This is a genomic window from Endozoicomonas sp. (genome assembly GCF_965196975.1).
Taxonomy (GTDB): domain Bacteria; phylum Pseudomonadota; class Gammaproteobacteria; order Pseudomonadales; family Endozoicomonadaceae; genus Endozoicomonas.
Window position 1 is genome coordinate 760,736 of the sequence record NZ_OZ239981.1, and the last position, 21,547, is coordinate 782,282.

Consider the following 21,547-nt stretch of genomic DNA (forward strand, 5'->3'; position numbering starts at 1 on the left):
TGCCAGCCAAGCGTTTTTAATAGAGGTTTCTATGGCAGGTCATAGTAAATGGGCCAACATTAAACACCGTAAGGCCGCGCAGGACGCCAAGCGGGGCAAGATTTTTACCAAAATCATCCGTGAGCTTACTGTTGCCGCAAAGCAGGGCGGCGGTAATGTTGAGGATAACCCGAAGCTGAGAGCGATCGTTGATAAAGCTCTGGCTGCCAATATGACCCGGGATACCATTAACCGCGCTATTGCCCGTGGTGCCGGTGGTGAAGACGATTCCAATATGGAAGAAGTCACCTACGAAGGTTACGGTGCTGGTGGTATTGCGGTTCTGGTTGAGTGTCTGACGGATAACCGCAACCGTACTGTGGCGGAAGTTCGTCATGCCTTTTCCAAGCATGGCGGTAACCTGGGAACCGATGGCTCCGTAGCTTATCTGTTTGAGCGCAAAGGTCAGATCTTCTTTGAAGAAGGTGTTGATGAAGAGCAGCTTATGGATGCCGCTCTGGAAGCCGGTGCTGAAGATGTGGTCACGAATGATGATGGTTCCGCAGAAGTACTGACAGAGTGGACTGAATTCATGGCCGTTAAGGATGCTCTGGAAGCGGCAGGGCTCACTCCAGCGGGTGGTGAAGTTGCCATGATTGCTTCTACACAGACAGAGCTTGATCTGGGTGGTGCTGAGAAAATCATGAAATTGGTTGATCGTCTGGAAGATCTGGATGACGTTCAGAATGTCTACACTAATGCAGACATTCCAGCAGAAATCATGGAGCAGCTGGCCTGAGTGTAGGTTTATATTGTTTTAACTGAAAACCCGGATTTTTCCGGGTTTTTTTATAAGTAGGTGTGTGAAAAAGCAGGAATTTTTTCCGGGGGGCTCAGGTATTGCGCGGTGTTCAGTTGTCAACTCACAGGTTGAAGGCCAGGGTGATTAGAAAAAGCACCACTGTAACACTGGCAATGGTCAGTAATGTTTTCACTTGATTATTCATCTGGCAAGCTGACTCCCTAAAACTCACGTTCAAGAGTAAGCCTCAACAGTGTTCTTTCGTAGCGTATTTTGGTAATGCCGTGTTTCAAAATTGTAATGCTGGAAACGTGTATGTATATACAGTATTCTTTTTAACGATACGTTTGGAACAGAAATGGAATGGCCATATTGTTGGGGATTGACCCCGGGTCCAGGATTACCGGGTATGGAATCATTGAGGAAATTGGCTCCCAATGTAAATACGTGGCGTCTGGCTGTATCCGAATTCAGGATGGGCCGCTGCCAGAACGACTTGCCCAGATTTTCCAGGGAATCAATACCGTTATTGAAATGTACAGTCCACAATCTGTCGGTATTGAGCAGGTGTTTATGGCGCGTAATGCTGACTCTGCCCTGAAGCTTGGGCAGGCTCGTGGAGCTGCGATTGTTGCTGCTGTCAATCATGGCCTTGAAGTTTCAGAATATTCGGCACGACAGGTGAAGCAGGCTGTGGTGGGCAAAGGGTCTGCAGAAAAGTCCCAGGTGCAGCACATGATTACGTCAATCCTGAAACTGGATAAAACACCTCAGGCAGACGCTGCAGATGCTTTGGCGGTGGCATTGTGCCACTCTCACACGCGTGCAAGCCTGGTTCGTATGGCGGGTGCGACGGGTAGAAGAAATCGTCGGTTATTAAGTCGTTAGGATACTGGATATGATAGGCAGACTTCGCGGTATTTTGCTGGAAAAAAAAGCGCCATATCTTCTCATTGAAGCAGGAGGAGTGGGCTATGAAGTTGAAGCGCCAATGTCGGTGTTTTACCGCCTGCCAGAGATTGGTGTTGAAGCAACGCTTTATACGCATTTTGTTGTTAGAGAAGATGCCCAGCTACTTTATGGTTTCAGTGACTCTCGTGAGAGAGAGCTTTTTCGTACCCTGATCAAAGTGAATGGGGTTGGTCCGAAACTGGGCTTAACATTGCTTTCCGGCATAGAAGCGTCTGACTTTGTTCGATGTGTTCATGACGGTGACAGTTCCACTCTGGTGAAGTTACCCGGGGTTGGAAAGAAAACAGCAGAACGCCTGATCGTGGAGTTAAAAGATAAGCTGTCAAAATGGGATTGTTCAGGTGCACAACTTGATGGATTAACGGGAACTCCATTGGGCCAAGCTATCGAAAAGCAGGCAGCTGATACTGAGCAGGAAGCAGTCAGTGCTCTGGTTGCACTGGGCTATAAGCCTCAGGAAGCCAGTAAGGTGATTGGTCGGATTAAAGTCGAAGGCCTGTCCAGTGAAGAACTCATCAGACAGGCGTTACGAAGTATGATTTAAGGGCTTCTCAGGCAACAGCTGGTTTGCGGACGATTCTAATGGAATCAATGCAGATAATGGCTGTTGCCAGCCAAATGAAGCCGTAGGTGACCCACTGTGATGATGGTAACGGTTCCTTCAGAATGAAGATGGCTACCATAAAGATAATGGCAGGTTCCAGGTAGCTCAGCAAACCAAATAGACTGACAGGCAATGCTTTGGACGCAGCGACATAGATCAGCATAGCCAGTGTGCAGAGAACACCCAGCCCCGGTAATAGATAGTAGAGATCACTGTTGGCAGAAAGTGCCTGGAAGAAACTTTCATCGGTTGCGATTGCAAAGATGGCAAATGGCAGCAGTAAAAGGTTCTCAAACATAAAGCAGGCCAGAGAGTTTACTTTCACTTTTCTTCGTATGAGAAAGTAGAGAGGATAACCTGCAGCAATAGCAACAGGAACCCATGAAAGACTCCCAAACTGATAGATCTCATGAGCGACGCCTGTGGCAGCCAGGGCAGTTCCTGCCAGCTGTAAAGGTCTTAATTTCTCACCATAAGCAATACGGCCGGTTAGAACCAGGGTGAGTGGCAGTAGAAAATAACCCAGGGAAAGCTCTGTGGTCAGGTCATTGATTGGAGCCCAGACAAACAGCCACCATTGAAAACCGACCAGTATTGTACCAGCGGCAAGCCAAAGCATGTTTTCTGGTTGTTTCAGTAGCTGTTGGAACAGTTGAAACTTTCTAAGCAGTAGCAGTGACACTAGAGCAGTGACCGATGAAAAGAGGATACGGTTCCAGAACAGAAGGGAGCCGTCTAATGGGTTAAGCCACTGGACATACCAGGGTATAAGACCAAACATCAGTGATGCAAGGATCGAATAACCCAATCCGGTGGAAGATACGGACGATGACATTACTACTCTGCCAGGTTGAAGGTTTACCGCATACTGCGGACAGCTTTTGGATTCTAGTCTTAGACAAAATAACCGGCAAGCTCGGTAAACCGTGGATTTCCATTTGCACTAAGTATTAGGTTCTGTTGACATCATGTTCCAAACCCAGTGGCTTGAGTTGAGAAAGGAACCTTATGTCAATGGAGTCTGGAAGTGTTAGTCTGGATTAAAGTGATTTTTGGGAAACATTATGATTGAAGCGGATCGCTTGATTTCGGCCAATGAGCGCCCGAATGAAGAGGCTCAGGATCGGGCTATTCGACCCGTGAGGTTGAGTGAGTATGCAGGGCAGCCAAAAGTCAGGGAGCAGATGGAGATATTTATCCAAGCGGCCCGAAAGCGTGGTGATGCTTTGGATCATACGTTGATATTTGGCCCGCCGGGGTTGGGAAAGACAACGCTGTCCCATATTCTTGCCAATGAAATGGGCAGCAATATCCGTTCGACTTCCGGGCCAGTTATTGAGAAGGCCGGAGACCTTGCTGCCCTCCTTACAAACCTTGAGCCCAACGACATTCTGTTTATTGATGAAATCCACCGCCTAAGCCCGGCTGTTGAAGAAGTGCTCTATCCTGCGATGGAAGATTACCAGCTGGACATCATGATTGGAGAAGGGCCTGCTGCACGATCGATCAAACTCGATCTTCCACCCTTTACCCTGGTAGGGGCGACTACGCGCGCCGGTCTGTTGACATCACCTTTAAGGGATCGCTTCGGTATTGTGCAGCGTCTGGAGTTCTACAGTGTCGCCGACCTGAGTTCAATCGTTCTCCGTTCGGCAGGCATTCTTGGTGTTCAGATGGATATGGAGGCGGCCAATGAAGTTGCGCGCCGTTCAAGAGGTACTCCCCGTATAGCGAACCGACTTCTGAGGCGAGTCAGAGATTATGCGGAAGTAAAAGGCGATGGTACCGTAACCCGTACGCTTGCTGATGCAGCCTTGAATATGCTGGATGTTGATGCCAGTGGCTTTGATCATATGGATCGTCGCCTGTTGCTGGCTATGATTGAAAAGTTTGATGGAGGCCCGGTTGGTGTAGATAGTCTGGCAGCTGCTATCAGTGAAGAGAGGGATACGATAGAAGATGTTTTAGAGCCTTATTTGATTCAACAGGGTTATATTATGAGGACACCAAGAGGGCGGGTGTTGACTAAAAATGCCTATCTGCACTTTGGTTTTGACTACTCTGAATAAAAATTATTATTAGTAATTACACTACTTCATATCTCCTGAACACTCGAACGAATTTGTTGTGTTCAGGACATTTCTACTCCATATAAAATAGTATGCATCCAATGTGACTATTACCTTGCTTGGGCGTAAATACAGTCACTCTGAGTTAAGCAATATATTTATGGAATTAAAATGGCCTTCGATGTTCAGGGAGTATAAATTTGTTGTGGTTAACTGATCGCATGACAAATTTAGAATAGCCCTAATTCTACATATTCTACAAATCAATGAATCGTAATGAGCTAATAGTAAATTGTTAAAGTATTTTTAAATAGATTGATGGCTAGAAATAGAGTTTATAATGATAGGCGGTTTATTACCTGAATAAAATCGAAACTACAGGGTATTAAGGGTGGAAGGAGCAGGCCATAAGTCATTTATAAACACGAGCCAAGGAACTTCTCAAGCTCAAGGGGGGAAGGCTGTAGAGGCTGGTAGCCAGTACTCTGACGAGGGAAATTTCTCTTCTGAAAGTGGCGTGCATAAGGTTAAGCCGTGTGTTAAACCAACATTCCTACCCAGCTCTGACTGGAGACAGGAAACAGGACTGAGATCTTCGTTCGTTTCATTGAGGGGAGAGCATAGTGTCCGACCCTACGAGAAAGAGCGAACTCATTTTTTAGGAGGGGGGCGGCCAGAAACCGCTGGCTCTGTTGCGGATGAATTTCAGGATATCCGTCAAGCTCGTAGTATGAGGTCTCCAAGATACTCTAAGTTATCAGGAGCGGGAGTACCTGCGTTATTGCCATTTGGTAATGGAACAAATACTGCCAGCTTGAGAGAGCAGGGACGAGGGCTCGCTAAAGCTGAATCGCTTGTGGAATCAATAAAAGTATTACCCACAGCAGCACTTCTGAAGAGAGAGTTTGAGTTACAAAGTGAATGCTATGTGGCTGATCGGGAATCATTCCTTGTTGATGAAGTACCATCTGATTCAGTGGGGCTTTTATCACTTGATGATTTAAAGGTTCGGCTAGAAGAGGCAAGATCAAATTCAACATTTGAAAAACTATCAAGAATACTTTCTGCACCAAAAGAAACTATGGAAGAGGGTAGTCTAGTTTTGGAGTGCCGTAAAACGACCGACTACTTAAGAAATCATGCCTGTTTATTAAAATTACTAGAAGAATTCAACACATATGCTGATCCTTCTAGTGGATATTACTTTGCAGATAGACGTCACCCTATACTGAAAACACTGAAAGAAGTGGTTGTTAAAGAAGGGGGGGAGGAAGACACTGTTTTTGAGATGAAGTTTAATATAGATGGTGGTGATGGGCTCATCCTATCAATAAAACGGTGCGTTCCAGTAATAATGAAGACTCCTCAACCTCAGTTAGTACCAGAGAACCCACTTGATGCCCAAATACTTAAGGAGTGGGAATTAGGGGGAACATTAATATCTGGGGAGGCTAAAAAAGAGATTGAGCCTAAAGCCATTATGCCTTCAACTTACCAATTGGAACATGAAACCTTCAATAATCCGGATTTATTTTCTGCCTTGAAAGAGCGGGTAGCCAATTCAAGCTGTGACGTCACTATACTGGTTAAATTTCGTGATCATCCGCCAGTGGATCAGGAAAAAACGGGTAGAGGCGATCGATTGGCAACGAGTCGTAAAAATCCAAAAGATTTCTATCGATCAGAAATAATGAAGCTCAATTGGGGGGAGGAATATCCGAAATTTATTGAAATTCAAATCCCTTTAATGAGTGATATACCCGTTAAAGATTCTGACTTAATAGACTTAAGTAGAGAACCTCTTCGGAATAAAAGCTCCATAGGTTCATATCCTGATTTACAATATGTCTGCGATCAGGCTAAAGCTATAGCTATGAATATGAATCCAGAGAATCCCGAAAATAATGCAATGGGTGGAGATCATCGAGGTGCTGGGATAGGAGTGAATACCTGTGACTTCATGGAGTTTCCGAGCCTGGTTGTTAAGATTGGAATGGCCTCTCTGGATCTGTTAGAAGCTAACATAGCAGATGTCACAACGGCTGCAACCGGTACGCTAAATAAATACATTGAGAATATAGCTGGTCTATTGAACCAAAACTTCAAGTGCTGCCGAAGCTTGGGATTCGTTGTTGGAATGAATAGTACTCAACGCAGTGGAAGAGTACATGCTAACTCAGAAAGTGATAATGGAGGTGGGAATCATAAAGCTGAAGCACTAGCAGAAGAGATTCAGGATAAAATGAATAAATATCGCTATGCATTGATTCAGACTCGATTCTCAGAGCAGGAAAAGTTTGGGACTATGATTACAAACCCTATGGTTTCAGCTATGACTGTTTTAAATATCTTGAGTCTTGAGTTATTGGTTATGTATCTAGTAAGAGATATCAATAGGCTGCTGGAAGTGCCAGGATTTAAAAGGGTTATTAAGCTAAATATTGATGGAAATCCTGAAAATTTTGTTGTCAGGGATGGGTGGTTTACTCTTATCGATCAAACACCTGCCAATAGTAGTGTTAATGACTGCGTTTTTCCAGGAAATAAGTTTTTAACCAAAGCTTGGTTTAAGCGTAGAGAAGACTTTAATCATAAATTATCCACTGTGTTTGAGTTTGGTCTTTTTTTTATACCCGTTATGATTTTCAGACTATTCCATCCAAAGGAGGCAGACTACTCTGTATTCGAAGAGGAGGGAGTATTTGACACAAAAATGAAGGATCAGGTAGAGCGGCAAAAAGTAATTTTGGATACGCTTCTGGGTTGGCTGGCTTCAGATAATGAGCTTGTGAAATGGGTTGAGTCGTGTTTCTTTTCTTTTATGGAAAAAGATTTATCCATAGACCTTATTGAAGGTCGAAATTGTGACTCATTCATAGAAAAGTTGTCCGATGGTTTTAATAATTTTATATGCGGGGGTAAACTTACAGAAAATCATTCAGTGGGTTTTGCTTCTTTGGATCAAACATCAAAAGTCAGATTTCTACATGTTTGTCTACGAGTCGTCTATAAGCATTTAGGGAAAATAAAATCGGACGAGAAAGATAATCTTCAGGAGAAAAGGTTGGTAGAGGGAGCCTATAGAGGTGTTACAATAGGATTGAGTAAGAGTGGTTGTTATAGTGAGGCAGAAGTATCAGCTATCCTAAAAAATATCACCTGTAGAGAAGTTTCTGTTTATTCTCAACGAGGTGTTAAAGATAGCTTTTATCAGGCTTTATTCGAGTCCGGTAAATTGCCAGAACATGGTTGGGGATTCGGTCAAGATGATATCAAGGTTTTTAAGAAGGAGTTGGTCACTCAGAGTATATATAAGGCTATAAATGGAAAAAATTATAAAACTGTTCCTGTGATAATGAAAGCATTGGGTGAAATTGTTGGGCAAAAAATTGACTTTTTATTGGTTAGCCTTGGGTGTGGAAATGATAAGGAGGTCCGAGCACAAAAATTTTTATGGTTGGATTCCTCTGATAGGCCAGAAAGGATTGTTGTTGAGGAATTTAGAGGAGACGATTCGTATAATAAATGTGTTCTATCTCTTAAAGATCCAACAGTTATACTTGTTAACCATCAGATGAATCCTCCATATCTTATTCGGGATGTGGAAACGTTTCAGTGGTCTTTAGTTACATTGAATGGTGAAAGATCATTAAGTGCTCCTCCTTATCATTTTAGTTATAACATTACCTATGCACAAAAAGTATCTGCTTTTGAGCGGAGGTTATTTGATGGGTTTTTATCAGAGTTTGAGGGAATATATCAGCAATTAACGGTAGGGAGAATAAAGAGAGTTCCAGATTTTAGGGTATCTTTCCTTGAGAAAATGATGACCCACCTGCCTGAAGATTGTGGTTCATGGCAAAGCTCTGGAAATCGAGAGGGTGAGGCATATCTGTCGATGAGGCTGTCCCTCAAAAAAACGTCTAGGATAATGCTTCTATTTCGTGTTTTTCGTGATGTTCTTCGGGATGCTCAAGCAGTTTTACCAACTCGAATATATGCCCATATTCCACATGCAGATTCTGGATATTATGTTTGTCTATCATTCAGGAAATTTGGTGGCTATCTGAGTAGAAGCTTTGGGAAGGCTTATCTACCTGAACAGTTAGAGGGGGAGGTTGCTAGAAGTGCAACAGCGAAAGTTATCAGCTTTATTCTTAGTGGTGTAATGGGCTCTAATACGGGGGATATTGTTGTTGTCAAAGGTGAAAACATTGGCGTGAGAGGCTACGTAGGTTATCGGGGAAGGGGGCCTGATAATAGGCTGACATTCTCAGGTTATAGTAAAGGCAGTGAGCCTTTTCGCGTCTTTCCTGAAGTCTTTGTTAAAGACTTGGGTCTGAGAGACCATAATAGGCAGCTTATGCTTAACATGCGTGACCAAGATTGTGCATATGGAGGAGAGAATCTACCTTCACTCGATGCAGTTAGCCTTTTTCCCCCAGTTAATACTGATGATTAGGAGATGTATAATAATTAAGAATATAGTTTCCCTACCTTAATTAGTATTACTCTGCTGGGTAACATAAGAGATATAATAAGTTGACATGTTTTATTGGCCATGCCCGAGCATGGTGATGTTTCTGGTATCTAGTATGACTATAAAGAGATAAGTAAAACTTATGTCAACCTCTATCAGGCAGAAAATTACACTGTTTAATTTGTTTCCAGCCTTGGTTTTTTACTGCTTTGTTACATTTGTTTTTTTATATTTTTCTTTTCGCGCTGCTTCAGCAGAAATTGGCCTCAGGCATCTTAACCAAACTTTACATTATGCCTCTCTAATCAATGGAAATATTAACAATGTTATTCTTTCGGGGAAGGCTTTTGCCTTATCTTTTGATAACAATTCGTTGGAAGATTTTTCACCAAAAGTTACATCGTTGTTTGGTGATGTTTTTCTAGTTAAAGCGGTCGCTTTTATTAACTTTAATAATATTGAAGAGGGTGGATTAAGTAAGGTCTCTTCAGTTTATTGGCAGAGAAATGGTGATCAGTTTATTGGTAGTGATGAAAATAATCATTACTACATACCCGAGTCATTTTATTCTTCAGTTATTGAACAGGAAGGTAACAATTTTGGCTGGTACGTGAATACAGAGCAGGTTGATGATTTTGAGTTTGAAACCAGTTTTTTGATTAAGTCTTCTACCGATGACGGTTTTATTCACTTTCTCAGAATTGATATAGATGGTTCTAAATTGATTGATCATCCAATAAAATCTGACCCCCGAACAAGAATAATTATTGCTGACTCAGAAGGGAATATTGTATTTGCCAATGGCATATCATTGCCAAAATATAGGACGGTTGAGCGATTTTCGCGTTTAGGTCCATGCCAGGGCTATGGAGACATTTTCTTTCCATCAGAGTTCTCAAATCCTATAGCACAGTTTTTTTTTCGACCAGTTAAACCGCCTTCAGACCCAGAAATGCCATGTGGATTTCTTAAAGAAGTGCTAGATCATGTTGTTCATAAAAAAGAAGCTACCAGCGTCAGAATATTGACCAGAGATACTTATAAATGGCACACGGCTGTTCCTGTTCAGTCTGTAGACTGGTTCTTCAGTCATAGCATCCTTGAAAGTGATCTCATGAAGCCTGTTATTAAACAGGCAGTGTTGAGTGCAAGTCTTATAGGGTTGGCAATGGTTTTGTCCATTATATGCCTCTGGATAGTTTCCGGCCGGATAACAAGACCGTTGAATGAACTGAAAAAACAAATGAATACATTTGGCTTTTTGCCCGGTGATCAGGGGGATAATTATTCAGACTCCAAGGATGAGGCAGTCAGTCTTGGAAGGAGTTTTACGCGACTGAAAAAACGCCTTTTAAATAGGGAAGAGGCTTTGCAAAAGGCGAGAGCTAATAATATGGGTAATCTGGTTCAACAGTTACGAGGGAGTTACTTTTATTTTCATATAACCAGTTCGGGCATCATTACTTATGTAAGCCCATCTATTCTTGTAGTACTTGGGTATACAGTGAAAGAGTTCTCCGGGAAAATTCAAAATTTTCTGACAGAGTCAGCGTTGAATGAGCCTTTCAAAAGGGTTCTTACAGAGCAATTAAGTGGTAATTGGCAAGAGACTTTTGAGCTGGAAATGTCCCACAAAGATGGCTCAATACGCTGTATTGAGGTGAGTTGTGCAGGACACTCAAATAAAGGTGCGTTCACGGAAAAAAGCTCAAAACAGCAGATTCATTGTATAGAGGGGATGGGGAATGATATTACCCATCGTGTTCGTGATACCGAAAAATTTAAGTCTCTGATAGCCGGCTCACCAGATGCAATTGTTATAACCGATAGTGCCGGTGTCATCAATCTTGTGAACTCTAAGGTAGAAGAGCTTTTCTGTTATGATGAGAGAGACTTGCTGGGGTTGCCATTAGCTCTGCTCATTGACCCTGATTACCGTTCAAATCTGGAGCTTTTGACTAAACTCGATTCAACAAGGGTTGAAAGTCACTGCCTTGATGCCAAGCTTTCTCGTGGATTTGATAAATACGGTCATGGTTTTCCTGTTGAAATTTCCAGTAATGTGTTGACTACAACAGATGGCATTCTCATATCTATCGTTTTTCGGGATATCACCCAGAGAAAGCAGATCGAGGGAGAATTGCTAAAAGCTAAAGAAACTGCAGAAAAAGCAAGCAAGGCAAAATCGTTATTCCTTTCTCACATTAGTCATGAGCTCAGAACCCCTCTTAATGGTGTTCTGGGTTATGCGCAGTTACTTCTAACGGATCATGGTATTCCTGAGAAATACCGAGAAAGTCTTTCTTCTCTTGAGGCATGTGGCTTGCATCTTCTTACGATGATCAATGACATTCTTGATATAACCAAAATTGAGAGTGGTATCGTAAGAAGCCGTCTGGCTCCATTTAACCTTCAAGTTACCTTAAGTATGGTATTTGCCAATGTTCACGAAGTAGCAAAAGCCAAAGGGTTGGATTTGTTATTAAACATTCATCAAGATGTTCAACCTGAACTGGTTGGTGATAATATCAAGCTTCGTCAGGTACTCATTAATTTGATCGGTAATGCAGTAAAGTTTACTGATTCTGGCAGCGTATGTGTCAATGTTCTTTTGAAGGATGAAAGGCTTAGGTTTGAAGTTGTTGATAGTGGAGTGGGGATTTCTCCCTCTGATATCGCTGAATTGTTTCAACCATTTACTCAGCTTAGGAAAGGGCAGGATTGTGGCGGTGCAGGTCTGGGCTTATCAATCAGCTACAGGCTTGTAAAAGCTATGGGAGGAGAGCTTCAGGTTGAAAGCGAGGTTGGAAAAGGAAGTAATTTCTACTTTACTATTCCTTACCAGATCTGTCGTGTAGGTATAGAAGAAAAGGCTGACACATCATTACAACCAGCAGAGCATACCGTTGAATTAGAGGGACGTTTGTTTAGTAAACGCCAGATACTGGTAGTTGATGATAGTTTTAATAATAGGGATATGCTGGTCAAGGCACTAAAGTCCAAATCTTTTCATGTTGATGCCGCTGGAGATGGTCTTGAGGCCGTTGAAAAATGTAGAAATACTCGTTATGACCTCATTTTAATGGATTTGCGTATGCCCGGCTTGGATGGTTTTGATGCTGCCAGGGCCATTCATGGTATCACTAAACAGCGGTCAATAAAGATTATGGCGATTTCTGCCAGCGTTTCCGAGCAGACAAGAATGAGAATTGCTGATGCGGGTTTTTGTGGCTTTATTGCAAAACCTGTTCATTTTGATGAGTTATTTATCTGTATTCATCATCATTTAGAGGCAGACGGTGAGGGTTCCTCATCTCCGTTTCCCTCTGACCTCTGTATGGAAGAAATGATGTCAGTATTGAAGTTTTCACTTGAAATTGGTGACCTGGAGTCTCTTGCCGAAAAAGCGGAAGCCTGGTCATTGGAAAAAGGCTATGGAAACCTCCCCGGAAAAATTATTGAGCTGTGCAAATCACTGGATGTTCAGGGGCTGGAGTCTCTTTATGCTTCATTGCAAAGTCATTCAGCCTGACTGCTGTGAGATACTTTCTATTGATAGGGAGAATACAGGATTAACTTGATTGATGCAGTGCTGCTTCTGTAGTCGCACTGTAAATCTGATTTGATCTCCTGCTCTTACATGCTATTCATCTGATATTTACTGGGTAAATACTTACAATGCACATTACTTTTGTTGTTCCTCATAGGTAGTTCTGGTCCCCATCCTGGTTTTTGGTGTTATGATCAATCTATTTTTGACTTCATAATTGATGGATAGAGAGGTTGTCGGTGGCAGAAAGCATGTCTCTTTGGGCTCTGATTGGCAATGCCAGTTGGGTTGTGCTGCTGGTATTGTTGATACTGGTGGCAGCATCGGTTGTTTCGTGGATGATGATTATCCAGCGGGGAGTTCTGCTCAGGAATGCGCAGCAGGCAATGATTGCTTTTGAGGATCGTTTCTGGTCAGGCATGGACCTGATTCTTCTCTACAAAGAAGTTCAGCAGAATGAGCATCCTGATTCAGGGCTGGAACATATCTTTAAGGCTGGTTTTACCGAATTTACCCGGTTGCGTAATCAGGGAACAGCCGAGCCAGATGCAGTGATGGAGGGTACGCAGCGAGCAATGCGGGTAGCCATTTCCAGAGAGCAGGAACGGCTTGAGGCGAATCTGCCATTTCTTGCGAGTGTCGGATCGACTTGTCCCTATCTTGGTCTTTTTGGAACTGTCGTAGGTATTATGAATTCTTTTCGTGGGTTAGCGGTGGTTCAGCAGCCGACTTTGGCATCCGTCGCACCGGGGATAGCAGAAGCTCTGCTCACTACAGCGGTAGGACTGGTAGCAGCCATTCCAGCAGTTGTTGCTTATAACCGTTATGCTTCCAGAGTAGAAGCATTATTGTCCAACTACGAAACTTTTGCGGATGAGTTCTCGAGCATCCTTCACCGTAAAGTATACAGCCGGACATAAAGGGATCTTACACCCATGGCAAAGGTAAGAAATCGTCGTAAACCCATGTCTGAAATAAACATGGTGCCTTTTATCGACATCATGATGGTGCTATTGGTCGCGTTTATGATCAGTGCCCCTATGATGACACAGGGGGTTAAGGTTGAGCTGCCAAAGACCAGTAGCGATAACATTGCGCTACCTGATGATAAGGAAGTGCTGATTGTTTCGGTTAAGGCGGATGGCAGTTACTTTATGGATATTGGTTCTGATCATGATAAGGCTGTTGATCTTCCCTCCCTTACAGAGAAAGTCGGGAAAGTAGTGAGTGCCAGACCTAATATTCAGGTTTTAATTCAGGGTGATACCAATGTTTCCTATGGATCAGTTGTGCAGTTAATGGCTGGTTTGCAGAATTCGGGTATCAGTCACGTGGGGTTGGTAACTGATCCGGTGGCTCTGGAAGGGCAGTAAATGAAAAGATGGTTCAATAGCGCTTTTCCAGCCTTTCTTGCGAGAGACTCAGACAGTTATGGCTTTGCGATAGCCCTATCTCTGATTCTGCATATCACTTTGTTTCTGGTGCTTATTGTCAACTGGAATGCTGAATCCAGTATGAGAATATCGCCACCAATGCCCATCAGTGCAGCCTTAGTATCGCTACCAAAAGTGGTTGAAAAGCCCACCGCTACCAAAAAGCCAGTACAAAGTCAGGCAGAGAAAAAACGTAAAGAAGAAACTAAACGGCAGGCAGAAGCGAAAAAGAAAGCCGAGGCTAAGAGGAAAGCTGAGCAGCAGAAAAAGGAGCAAGAGCGACAGAAGGCGTTGGCACTAAAGCGTGAAGCGGAAAAAAAGAGAGAGGAGCTTCGTAGAAAGGAGGAAGCTGCTCGTGAGCGTCAAGAGCAGGAGAGGCATAGGCAGGAGAAGGAAAGAAAACGGAAAGAGAAGGAGGCGCTTGAGCGGGCTCTGGCGGCAGAGCAAGAGGCCTTAAAAGAGGCTCAGCAACTTGAACATGATCAGCTTGAGCAAGCTAAATATGCTGCGCTGATTAAAAGTTTGACTTCCCAGAACTGGAACAGACCCCCCAGTGCACGCAATAACATGGTGACAGAGGTTCGAATCAGCCTGTCCCCCTTTGGTGATGTGCAGGATATTACCATGGTGAAGTCCAGTGGAAATGATGAGTTTGATCGATCAGTTATTCAGGCCATTCGTCGAGCGGAGCCTTTTACTGAATTGAAGGATCTTGATCGACGTATATTTAATCAATACTTCCGACGAATAACTTTCCGATTCAGACCCGAGGATTTGGTGAAATGAGGTATTTATTTAAAACCGGTTTATTGTTTTTATTTCTGCTTTGGGGTTTTTCTGTCCATGCAGAACTGGTTCTTGAAGTAACCCGAGGGAATGATAAGGCCGTATCAATGGCTGTGTCCCCGTTTAGCTGGAAGGGGGATAAGGTGTTACCTGAAGACCCTGCAGCGATTATTGATAACGATTTGAAGTTGAGTGGTCTTTTTAAAGCCATGCCACGAAGCAGTATGCTCAGCTTTCCGTCCAGTGAATCTGAAGTTTATTATCGAGACTGGAAGGTGCTGGGCGCGTCTTACTTGGTTACAGGTCAGGTCCTGCTGAAAGACAATGCTTATACTGTGAACTACCAGTTATATGATGTCATCAGAGGCAAGCGTATTTCAAAGGGCGGTTTTACGGGTAATGGCTCACAGCTTCGGGAAATGGCACACCGTGTGAGTGATGCGGTTTATGAAAAAATAACGGGTCTCAAGGGCGACTTTTCTACTCGAATTCTCTATGTCACTGCCCAGAGGTACGATGCGAAAAGAACCGATTACCAGCTGAATTATGCCGACGCTGATGGTAAGCGAAATCGTAAAGTGTTCAGCTCAAGTGAGCCTATTCTATCGCCTAGCTGGTCACCTGATGGGACAAAAGTTACCTATGTTTCCTTTGAGCAGGGTCGGCCAGCGATATACATGCAGGAGTTGTCGACAGGAATTCGTAAAAAACTGACGGGTTTTAAAGGGCTGAATAATTCTCCTGTCTGGGCTCCAGATGGGAAATCCATAGCCATGGTGCTGTCCAAAGATGGAAATCCAGATGTATATGTCCTGGACTTGTCATCCAATAAAATCAGTAATGTAACTACCCATTATGGTATTGATACAGAGCCTGACTGGATGCCAGATGGTAAGAGTATTATTTTTACTTCTAATCGGGGAGGAAGCCCTCAGGTTTATCAACAAGATATCAGTCGAAAAAGTAATGGTGAATTTATTCCACAAGGTAAGCCTCGTCGTCTAACCTTTGAAGGTCGGTTTAATGCTCGTGCGAAAGTTTTTCCTGATGGAAAGTCTCTGGCATTAGTTCATAAAGGTCAGGGGGCCGCTGACTTCAATATTGCGATCCTTGATCTTGATACCGACCGGTTGAGGCTGCTGACATCTTCAAAGCTGGAAGATTCTCCAAGCATTGCGCCCGGTGGGCGCAGACTGATTTACTCGGTTCAGGGCGGCGAAAACGGTGAGCTGGGTATTGTCTCTGCTGATGGTCGGGTAAAGCAGCGCTTACCTTCTGCTGAGGGTGATGTCAGGGAGCCTGCATGGGGTCCAAGTATTGAGCTTAGATAAGAAAGTATCAGGGTGAAATGACTGTGGTATAAGCAGACCGAATTTTGCCCTGCTGATTTCTCAGCTTGCTGCTATGCTCGATTAACCAGCTCTTTTTGAATCAATTTTCGAGTAGCTGCCGTAGGCTGAAAGAAAGAAGGTAATTAAGGAGGACGTTGAATGGTGAGGTGTCTTTTTGTCTTTTTCTTCATCAATAGGGTGCGGGATATCCGTCAGTCGCCAGGATTTTCGGTTGCACCCATGAATGTATTGGGGTGGTCATAATGAGTCTGCCGCTATTTTGCTCCCTTCTTTTTAAGCCTGCTTCTTTTTTGATGGCTCTTTCTCTGAGGAAGCCTTATCATCCCTTGGTATTCGGGCTAGTCGGGCGACCTCAGTTCTGATAGTGTACTGCACAAATTTTTGAAATCCCGTAGAGAATGATTGGAGTTGAAAATGCAAATCGCCAATGTTGTTAAAGCCGCTTTTATGGCTGCAGCTGCTATCTGGTTGGCAGGGTGTGCTTCCAAGAAAGAGCCAACTACAGCAGAAACCCAACCGCCTGTAGTCACTGTAGAAGAAGAAGTGCTGGTAGAAGTTCAACCGGTTCTGGATCCTGCAGTTCAGGCTGTCATTGACAGCGGTAAAGTCGATGAATCTCCAGAGGAAATTCAGGCTCTACTGGAGAAAAATACCTACTTTTTCCCATTTGACAGCTCCAAACTGGGTGATGAAGCTTACAAGGCTCTGGACGTGCATGCTGCATACCTGACGTCTGATCTTGGTTACATGAAAAACATCGTGATTCAGGGGCATACTGATGAGCGTGGCACCCGTACCTATAACCTTGCACTGGGTGAGCGTCGTGCCAATGCAGTTAAAGATTACCTCACTGCTAAAGGTGTAGCTGCTAACCGCATTGAAGTCATCAGCTTCGGCTTTGAAAAGCCACTGGATCCAGAGCACAATGACACTGCATGGGCTCTGAATCGTCGTGCTGTTATCGTTGTTGAGTAATTGATAATACCAGTCAAGTTATCTGCTCTTGCTTTGTGCAGGCCTACTTTAAATTATGCCTCTACAACCCAGGGTTTGATAATGCGGCTGGTTTCGTTTTTCTGGGGGATGAATGAGTAGAGGAAAAGCAAGCCCAAGGCTTCAACTATCTATGGCACTGCCCTTAGTGCTCGCTGGAACTTTGAGTGTTGGTGTTAATGCTGCGCCCGCTCCCGTTGAAGAGTCGAGACCTATGGGGCTGTCAACGGACACTCGAGCAGTAGTCAGCAAGATCTCTGATGAGCCTGTTATGATTTCATCCCCGGTTGACTCCGATGATGACGATTACAATGTTACAGCACATCTGCTTAATACGATGGATCAACTTCGTCAGGAAATGATGGAAATGCGCGGGCAGCTGGAAGAGCATGCCTTTCGTATTGAGCAACTCCAGCAGGAAAACCGGGATAGATATCTGGATCTTGATGAGCGTATCTCCCGGCTGAACGGGCAGGCTGGAAAAGTAGGCAATCCCACCTCAGTCGCAAACTTGAAGCCCCCAATAGCCAGTGCCCCTGTTGATGATGTTGTGAAAAATAAGAACCAATCGGCTACCAAAGCCGAAGAGGCAGCTTATCAGTCGGCATTCAGCTTTATTCGATCAAAGCAGTTTGATGAAGCAAAAAAAACACTGCTGGAGCACCTGAAAACCTACCCCGATGGGCGTTATGCAGATAATGCGCGTTATTGGTTAGGTGAAGTTGATATGGCTCAGGGGCGTTATGACGATGCCAAAGAGTCTTTTCAGATTGTTCTTGATGCGTTTCCTGAAAGCCCCAAGGTTCCGGATGCCAGTTATAAGCTCGGCAGGGTTCATGACTTGCTTGGAGATCAGAAAAAGGCCAGAGAGCTCCTTGAGTCTGTTATTCAGCAATACCCCGATAGTGCTGCGGCAAGACTCTCGGATACCTATCTGAGAACGATGGGGGGGGCTTGATACCATACGCTGGTGCCGGAGCTTTTACCTTTCTTGTGCCAGCGAATCCCTTCATATTTTCTGGCAATTCCCCAGTTCCTCATCTTCTCTCTGTAGAAATACTATATTCGGTTCTAACTCTGTCCCTCTGCTATGCTGCTTACTTCTCTCATGATGGTATGTGAAGGTTTAAAGCGCGTCTCTTTACTCATATTGGCTCCTGTTTTGCTAAGCTCCTGATGAATGGCTGCTCCCCTGTTCGTGGTGCTTTTGAATCAGGCTGAAGGCATTTTCATTTGACCCCTGGTATGTGAAGGCAACTTGATGCTCAGAATTACTGAGATTTTTTACTCATTGCAGGGGGAAACCAGAACAACTGGCTTGCCCACTGTGTTTGTTCGTTTAACAGGCTGCCCGTTACGCTGTCGATGGTGTGATACAGATTATGCTTTTAAGGGAGGGGACTTATTGCCCATTGATGCAATTTTAAACAGAGTCTCTGAATACAGTCCCAGATATGTCACTGTAACTGGTGGCGAGCCCCTTGCTCAGAGAGCGTGCTACAGCTTATTGAGTCAGCTGGCAGATCAAGATTATGAAGTCTCTCTTGAGACCAGTGGTGCAATAAGCTTATCTGATGTGGATCAGCGAGTGGTTAAGGTGATGGATTTGAAGCCTCCGGCATCGGGTGAATCACATCGTAACTTGTATGAGAATATTAGCTTTCTGGATAAGAAGGATCAGTTGAAGTTTGTCATTGCAGACCGAGGTGATTATGAGTGGTCTGTTTCTAAAATTATCGAGTATGACCTGCCGAACAGGGTTTCCGATGTCCTTTTTTCGCCCGTCAGTGGAGAGATGTCAGCAGAGACATTGGCCGGCTGGATTCTCGAAGACAGGCTTCCTGTTCGATTTCAATTACAGCTGCACCGGATGATCTGGGGAGATCTGCCGGGTGTCTGATACTGTTTCTTAACAAAGGTGTTGCAGATGAAGAGAGCGGTAGTCCTTTTGTCAGGAGGTTTGGACTCGGCCACAGTTCTTGCCATGGCTTTGGCGCAGGGGTTTGAATGCTATTCTGTCAGTTTTGATTACGGGCAGCGTCATCTCTCTGAACTCAAGGCTTCCCGTAGGGTGGCTGAGGCTTTAGGTGTTATTGAGCATAAAGTTCTAAAGCTGGGGTTAACAGACATAGGAGGATCGGCACTGACGGATGAGAGTATTGCTGTACCGGATTTCCAAGACCCCATTAAGGAAGCGGAGAGCCGGATTCCGGTAACTTATGTTCCCGCAAGGAATACGATTTTTCTGTCACTTGCGCTTGGCTGGGCGGAGGTGTTGGGGGCCCGCGATATCTTTATAGGTGCCAATATCGTTGACTATTCCAACTATCCTGATTGTCGTCCGGAATATTTGAAGGCATTCGAAGAGATGGCAAATCTTGCTACCAGGGCTGGAGTTGAAGGTGATCTTTTTCGCATCAGGGCACCACTTCTGAATTTAACCAAGTCTGAAATAATATCTGAAGGGGTAAAGCTGGGAGTGGATTACGGTATGACCATATCCTGCTATCAGGCCAATGAATATGGTGTTGCCTGTGGTGTTTGTGATAGTTGCAGTTATCGGCGTAAGGGGTTTCTTGAGGCGGGGGTGGTAGACCCTACGTCTTATCGTAAGGCGGTTTAAATCAATTGGCTTGTAAAACAAATTCTGGTGCGTATAATTTCCCGAGTTGGGTCGTTAGCTCAGTTGGTAGAGCAGTTGGCTTTTAACCAATTGGTCGTAGGTTCGAATCCTACACGACCCACCATCTCTCCTTTCTTATTATCTACTCATAACAATCGTCAATAGTGCTGATGCGGCGTCCGAGCTGTGTTAGACTACCCGCCACATTTTTCTTATAAGATGGTGTCTGAAAATACTGCGGAACTGGGTTTCCTTCCATTTTGGGGATGGAAGTAGCGCAATATTTTTGGCTAATGGCTGATAGATAGAGGAAATTGCAGACACTTACCTTGCTCTTATATGACACCGTTCATTGAAGAGGCTAGGAAGGTAGAGTGCTTTGCCGGATGCAAGCTTTATGAATGCAGTGATAGACAGAGAGCTCGTTCAGGGCCATTTGCAGAAGGCTCCATTGCCGGTGGATCCGGTTGATAAGGAAGCCAAGAAAACCAGAATTAAACAACTTCTGAAAGAGAAGGGGGCTGTTCTGGTTGCTCACTACTATACAGATCCTGTCGTTCAGGAGTTGGCTGATGAAACCGGTGGCTTTATTGCTGACTCATTGGAAATGGCTCGTTTTGGTGCCAGGCACGATTCAGAAACACTGATCGTTGCTGGTGTGCGCTTTATGGGGGAGACGGCTAAAATCCTCAGTCCTGAAAAGCAGGTATTGATGCCCACTCTTGAAGCAGAGTGCTCGCTTGATCTGGGGTGTCCTGTCGAAGAGTTCTCTGCTTTTTGTGATCAATACCCTGATCGGGAAGTCGTTGTTTATGCCAACACCTCGGCAGCTGTAAAAGCGCGGGCAGACTGGGTGGTCACATCAAGTTGTGCCCTTGATATTGTTGAAGATCTTGATGCTCAGGGTAAAGCTATTATCTGGGGGCCTGATAAATACCTTGGTAGCTATATCCAAAAAAATACCGGGGCTGACATGCTGCTCTGGGACAGTAGTTGTATTGTCCACGAAGAGTTCAAAGCAAAAGGTATTGAAGATCTAAAACGTGTTTATCCTGATGCGGCTGTATTGGTTCATCCTGAGTCTCCCGACTCAGTGGTTGAGATCGCAGATGTGGTAGGCTCAACAAGCCAGCTGTTGAGAGCTTCTCAGGAAATGGCGAACAATACGTTTATTGTCGCAACTGATCGAGGGATCTTTTACAAAATGCAGCAGGCTTCTCCTGAGAAGCGCTTTGTCGAAGCTCCTACAGCAGGTAGTGGGGCAACCTGTCGCAGCTGTGCGCACTGCCCATGGATGGCAATGAATACGCTTGATGCTCTTTTAGGGTGTTTGGAAAACCCGACTGACTTGAATACTATTGAAGTCAGTGATGAGTTGCGAGAAAAGGCTTTAAAACCTTTACAGCGTATGCTGGACTTTACAGCTGCACCTGCCACTTAACCTGTGATTAAGAAACTACCCTCCCGAAAGGAGGGTATTGCTTACCCTAACTGGTCAACCATCACGGCATTTGAATAAATCAAACTACCGTCGATGGCACTGTGTCCGACAAGGTGGAAGTGTCCACGCTGGTAGTCTCTGCTCAAATAAACCCTTAACTGACAGTCTGCCAGACCTCCGCAGTCCTTTGAGGTCTCAAGCTCCATTGTGCTGATGTCAATGTCAATCATCATATCGTCTTGTCCATTTTCCAGCAGCGTTTCTTCAGCCTGTTCGAGTATTAGGTGGTAATGATCATTAATTCTGAAATGGAGCATTTCGATAGGTATTGGAGATGAAGATGGTTGTGACTTTTTCCAGCCTTCAATAGTAAATGTATTCATTGTCCCACTCCCTGTTAATTACTGGAGTTTTACGGGTGATTTCAGAAAAACGGTCACATTTAATTTTTACTGAGATAATT

The 21,547-nt window shown here is 44.2% G+C and carries 18 protein-coding genes and 1 tRNA gene; 16 read left to right on the top strand and 3 right to left on the bottom strand.

The genetic code is table 11. The features are described 5' to 3' along the window. Positions 1–31 precede the first annotated feature (31 nt). From ACOCLE_RS03380 to ruvA, 3 genes are all read left to right on the top strand, one after another. The gene (locus tag ACOCLE_RS03380) at positions 32–778 is read left to right on the top strand and encodes a YebC/PmpR family DNA-binding transcriptional regulator (RefSeq protein WP_419535514.1); all 747 of its coding nucleotides are present in this window, start codon (positions 32–34) and stop codon (positions 776–778) included. A gap of 366 nt (positions 779–1,144) precedes the next feature. Then, positions 1,145–1,669 (top strand): crossover junction endodeoxyribonuclease RuvC, encoded by a 525-nt coding sequence (gene ruvC / locus ACOCLE_RS03385; RefSeq protein ID WP_066016450.1) that lies wholly within the window; start codon positions 1,145–1,147, stop codon positions 1,667–1,669. Positions 1,670–1,679: 10 nt separating this feature from the next. Then, positions 1,680–2,297, top strand: coding sequence for a Holliday junction branch migration protein RuvA (gene ruvA / locus ACOCLE_RS03390; protein WP_419535515.1), 618 nt, complete (start codon positions 1,680–1,682; stop codon positions 2,295–2,297). A gap of 7 nt (positions 2,298–2,304) precedes the next feature. Here ruvA and rarD read toward each other — a convergent pair whose 3' ends face one another. Continuing rightward, complete coding sequence (rarD, locus tag ACOCLE_RS03395; RefSeq protein ID WP_419535516.1) at positions 2,305–3,192, bottom strand: EamA family transporter RarD; 888 nt, start codon at positions 3,190–3,192, stop codon at positions 2,305–2,307. A 229-nt stretch (positions 3,193–3,421) separates the two neighbouring features. On the opposite strand from rarD, the gene ruvB reads away from it, so the two are divergent. Together ruvB and ACOCLE_RS03405 are read left to right on the top strand one after the other, a co-directional pair. After that, positions 3,422–4,426 carry a Holliday junction branch migration DNA helicase RuvB gene (gene ruvB, locus ACOCLE_RS03400; protein WP_419535517.1) on the top strand — a complete coding sequence of 335 codons (1,005 nt, stop codon included), beginning with the start codon at positions 3,422–3,424 and terminating at the stop codon, positions 4,424–4,426. A 781-nt stretch (positions 4,427–5,207) separates the two neighbouring features. Continuing rightward, positions 5,208–8,888, top strand: a complete 3,681-nt coding sequence (locus ACOCLE_RS03405) for a hypothetical protein (RefSeq protein WP_419535518.1) — start codon at positions 5,208–5,210, stop codon at positions 8,886–8,888. A 582-nt stretch (positions 8,889–9,470) separates the two neighbouring features. Here ACOCLE_RS03405 and ACOCLE_RS03410 read toward each other — a convergent pair. Continuing rightward, positions 9,471–9,593 (bottom strand): AgrD family cyclic lactone autoinducer peptide, encoded by a 123-nt coding sequence (locus tag ACOCLE_RS03410; RefSeq protein WP_419537143.1) that lies wholly within the window; start codon positions 9,591–9,593, stop codon positions 9,471–9,473. Between the two features lie 706 nt (positions 9,594–10,299). Here ACOCLE_RS03410 and ACOCLE_RS03415 point away from each other — a divergent pair. The 11 genes from ACOCLE_RS03415 to nadA all read left to right on the top strand — a co-directional run bounded on the left by ACOCLE_RS03415 (position 10,300) and on the right by nadA (position 21,084). After that, on the top strand, positions 10,300–12,438 hold the full coding sequence (locus tag ACOCLE_RS03415; protein WP_419537144.1) for an ATP-binding protein: 2,139 nt from the start codon (positions 10,300–10,302) through the stop codon (positions 12,436–12,438). A 269-nt stretch (positions 12,439–12,707) separates the two neighbouring features. Beyond that, positions 12,708–13,376 (top strand): protein TolQ, encoded by a 669-nt coding sequence (tolQ, locus tag ACOCLE_RS03420; RefSeq protein WP_419535519.1) that lies wholly within the window; start codon positions 12,708–12,710, stop codon positions 13,374–13,376. A gap of 15 nt (positions 13,377–13,391) precedes the next feature. After that, the gene (tolR, locus tag ACOCLE_RS03425; protein ID WP_419535520.1) at positions 13,392–13,829 is read left to right on the top strand and encodes a protein TolR; all 438 of its coding nucleotides are present in this window, start codon (positions 13,392–13,394) and stop codon (positions 13,827–13,829) included. Next, complete coding sequence (locus ACOCLE_RS03430; protein ID WP_419535521.1) at positions 13,830–14,675, top strand: TonB family protein; 846 nt, start codon at positions 13,830–13,832, stop codon at positions 14,673–14,675. Further along, positions 14,672–16,006: a Tol-Pal system beta propeller repeat protein TolB gene (gene tolB / locus ACOCLE_RS03435; protein WP_419535522.1), complete on the top strand. Its 1,335-nt coding sequence runs from the start codon at positions 14,672–14,674 to the stop codon at positions 16,004–16,006. Before ACOCLE_RS03430 ends, tolB begins: the two co-directional genes overlap by 4 nt. Positions 16,007–16,441: 435 nt before the next feature. Further along, positions 16,442–17,002, top strand: a complete 561-nt coding sequence (locus ACOCLE_RS03440) for an OmpA family protein (protein WP_419535523.1) — start codon at positions 16,442–16,444, stop codon at positions 17,000–17,002. 232 nt (positions 17,003–17,234) lie between these two features. Then, the gene (ybgF, locus tag ACOCLE_RS03445) at positions 17,235–17,978 is read left to right on the top strand and encodes a tol-pal system protein YbgF (protein ID WP_419535524.1); all 744 of its coding nucleotides are present in this window, start codon (positions 17,235–17,237) and stop codon (positions 17,976–17,978) included. Between the two features lie 303 nt (positions 17,979–18,281). Then, entirely contained in the window at positions 18,282–18,920 is a 639-nt protein-coding gene (gene queE / locus ACOCLE_RS03450; protein WP_419535525.1) for a 7-carboxy-7-deazaguanine synthase QueE, read from the top strand. Between the two features lie 27 nt (positions 18,921–18,947). After that, the gene (gene queC, locus ACOCLE_RS03455; RefSeq protein ID WP_419535526.1) at positions 18,948–19,643 is read left to right on the top strand and encodes a 7-cyano-7-deazaguanine synthase QueC; all 696 of its coding nucleotides are present in this window, start codon (positions 18,948–18,950) and stop codon (positions 19,641–19,643) included. A 48-nt stretch (positions 19,644–19,691) separates the two neighbouring features. Then, positions 19,692–19,767, top strand: a tRNA-Lys gene (locus tag ACOCLE_RS03460). A gap of 273 nt (positions 19,768–20,040) precedes the next feature. Continuing rightward, positions 20,041–21,084, top strand: coding sequence for a quinolinate synthase NadA (gene nadA, locus ACOCLE_RS03465; RefSeq protein WP_419535527.1), 1,044 nt, complete (start codon positions 20,041–20,043; stop codon positions 21,082–21,084). A gap of 41 nt (positions 21,085–21,125) precedes the next feature. Here nadA and ACOCLE_RS03470 read toward each other — a convergent pair whose 3' ends face one another. Then, entirely contained in the window at positions 21,126–21,467 is a 342-nt protein-coding gene (locus ACOCLE_RS03470; RefSeq protein ID WP_419535528.1) for a hypothetical protein, read from the bottom strand. Between the last annotated feature and the right edge of the window lie 80 nt (positions 21,468–21,547).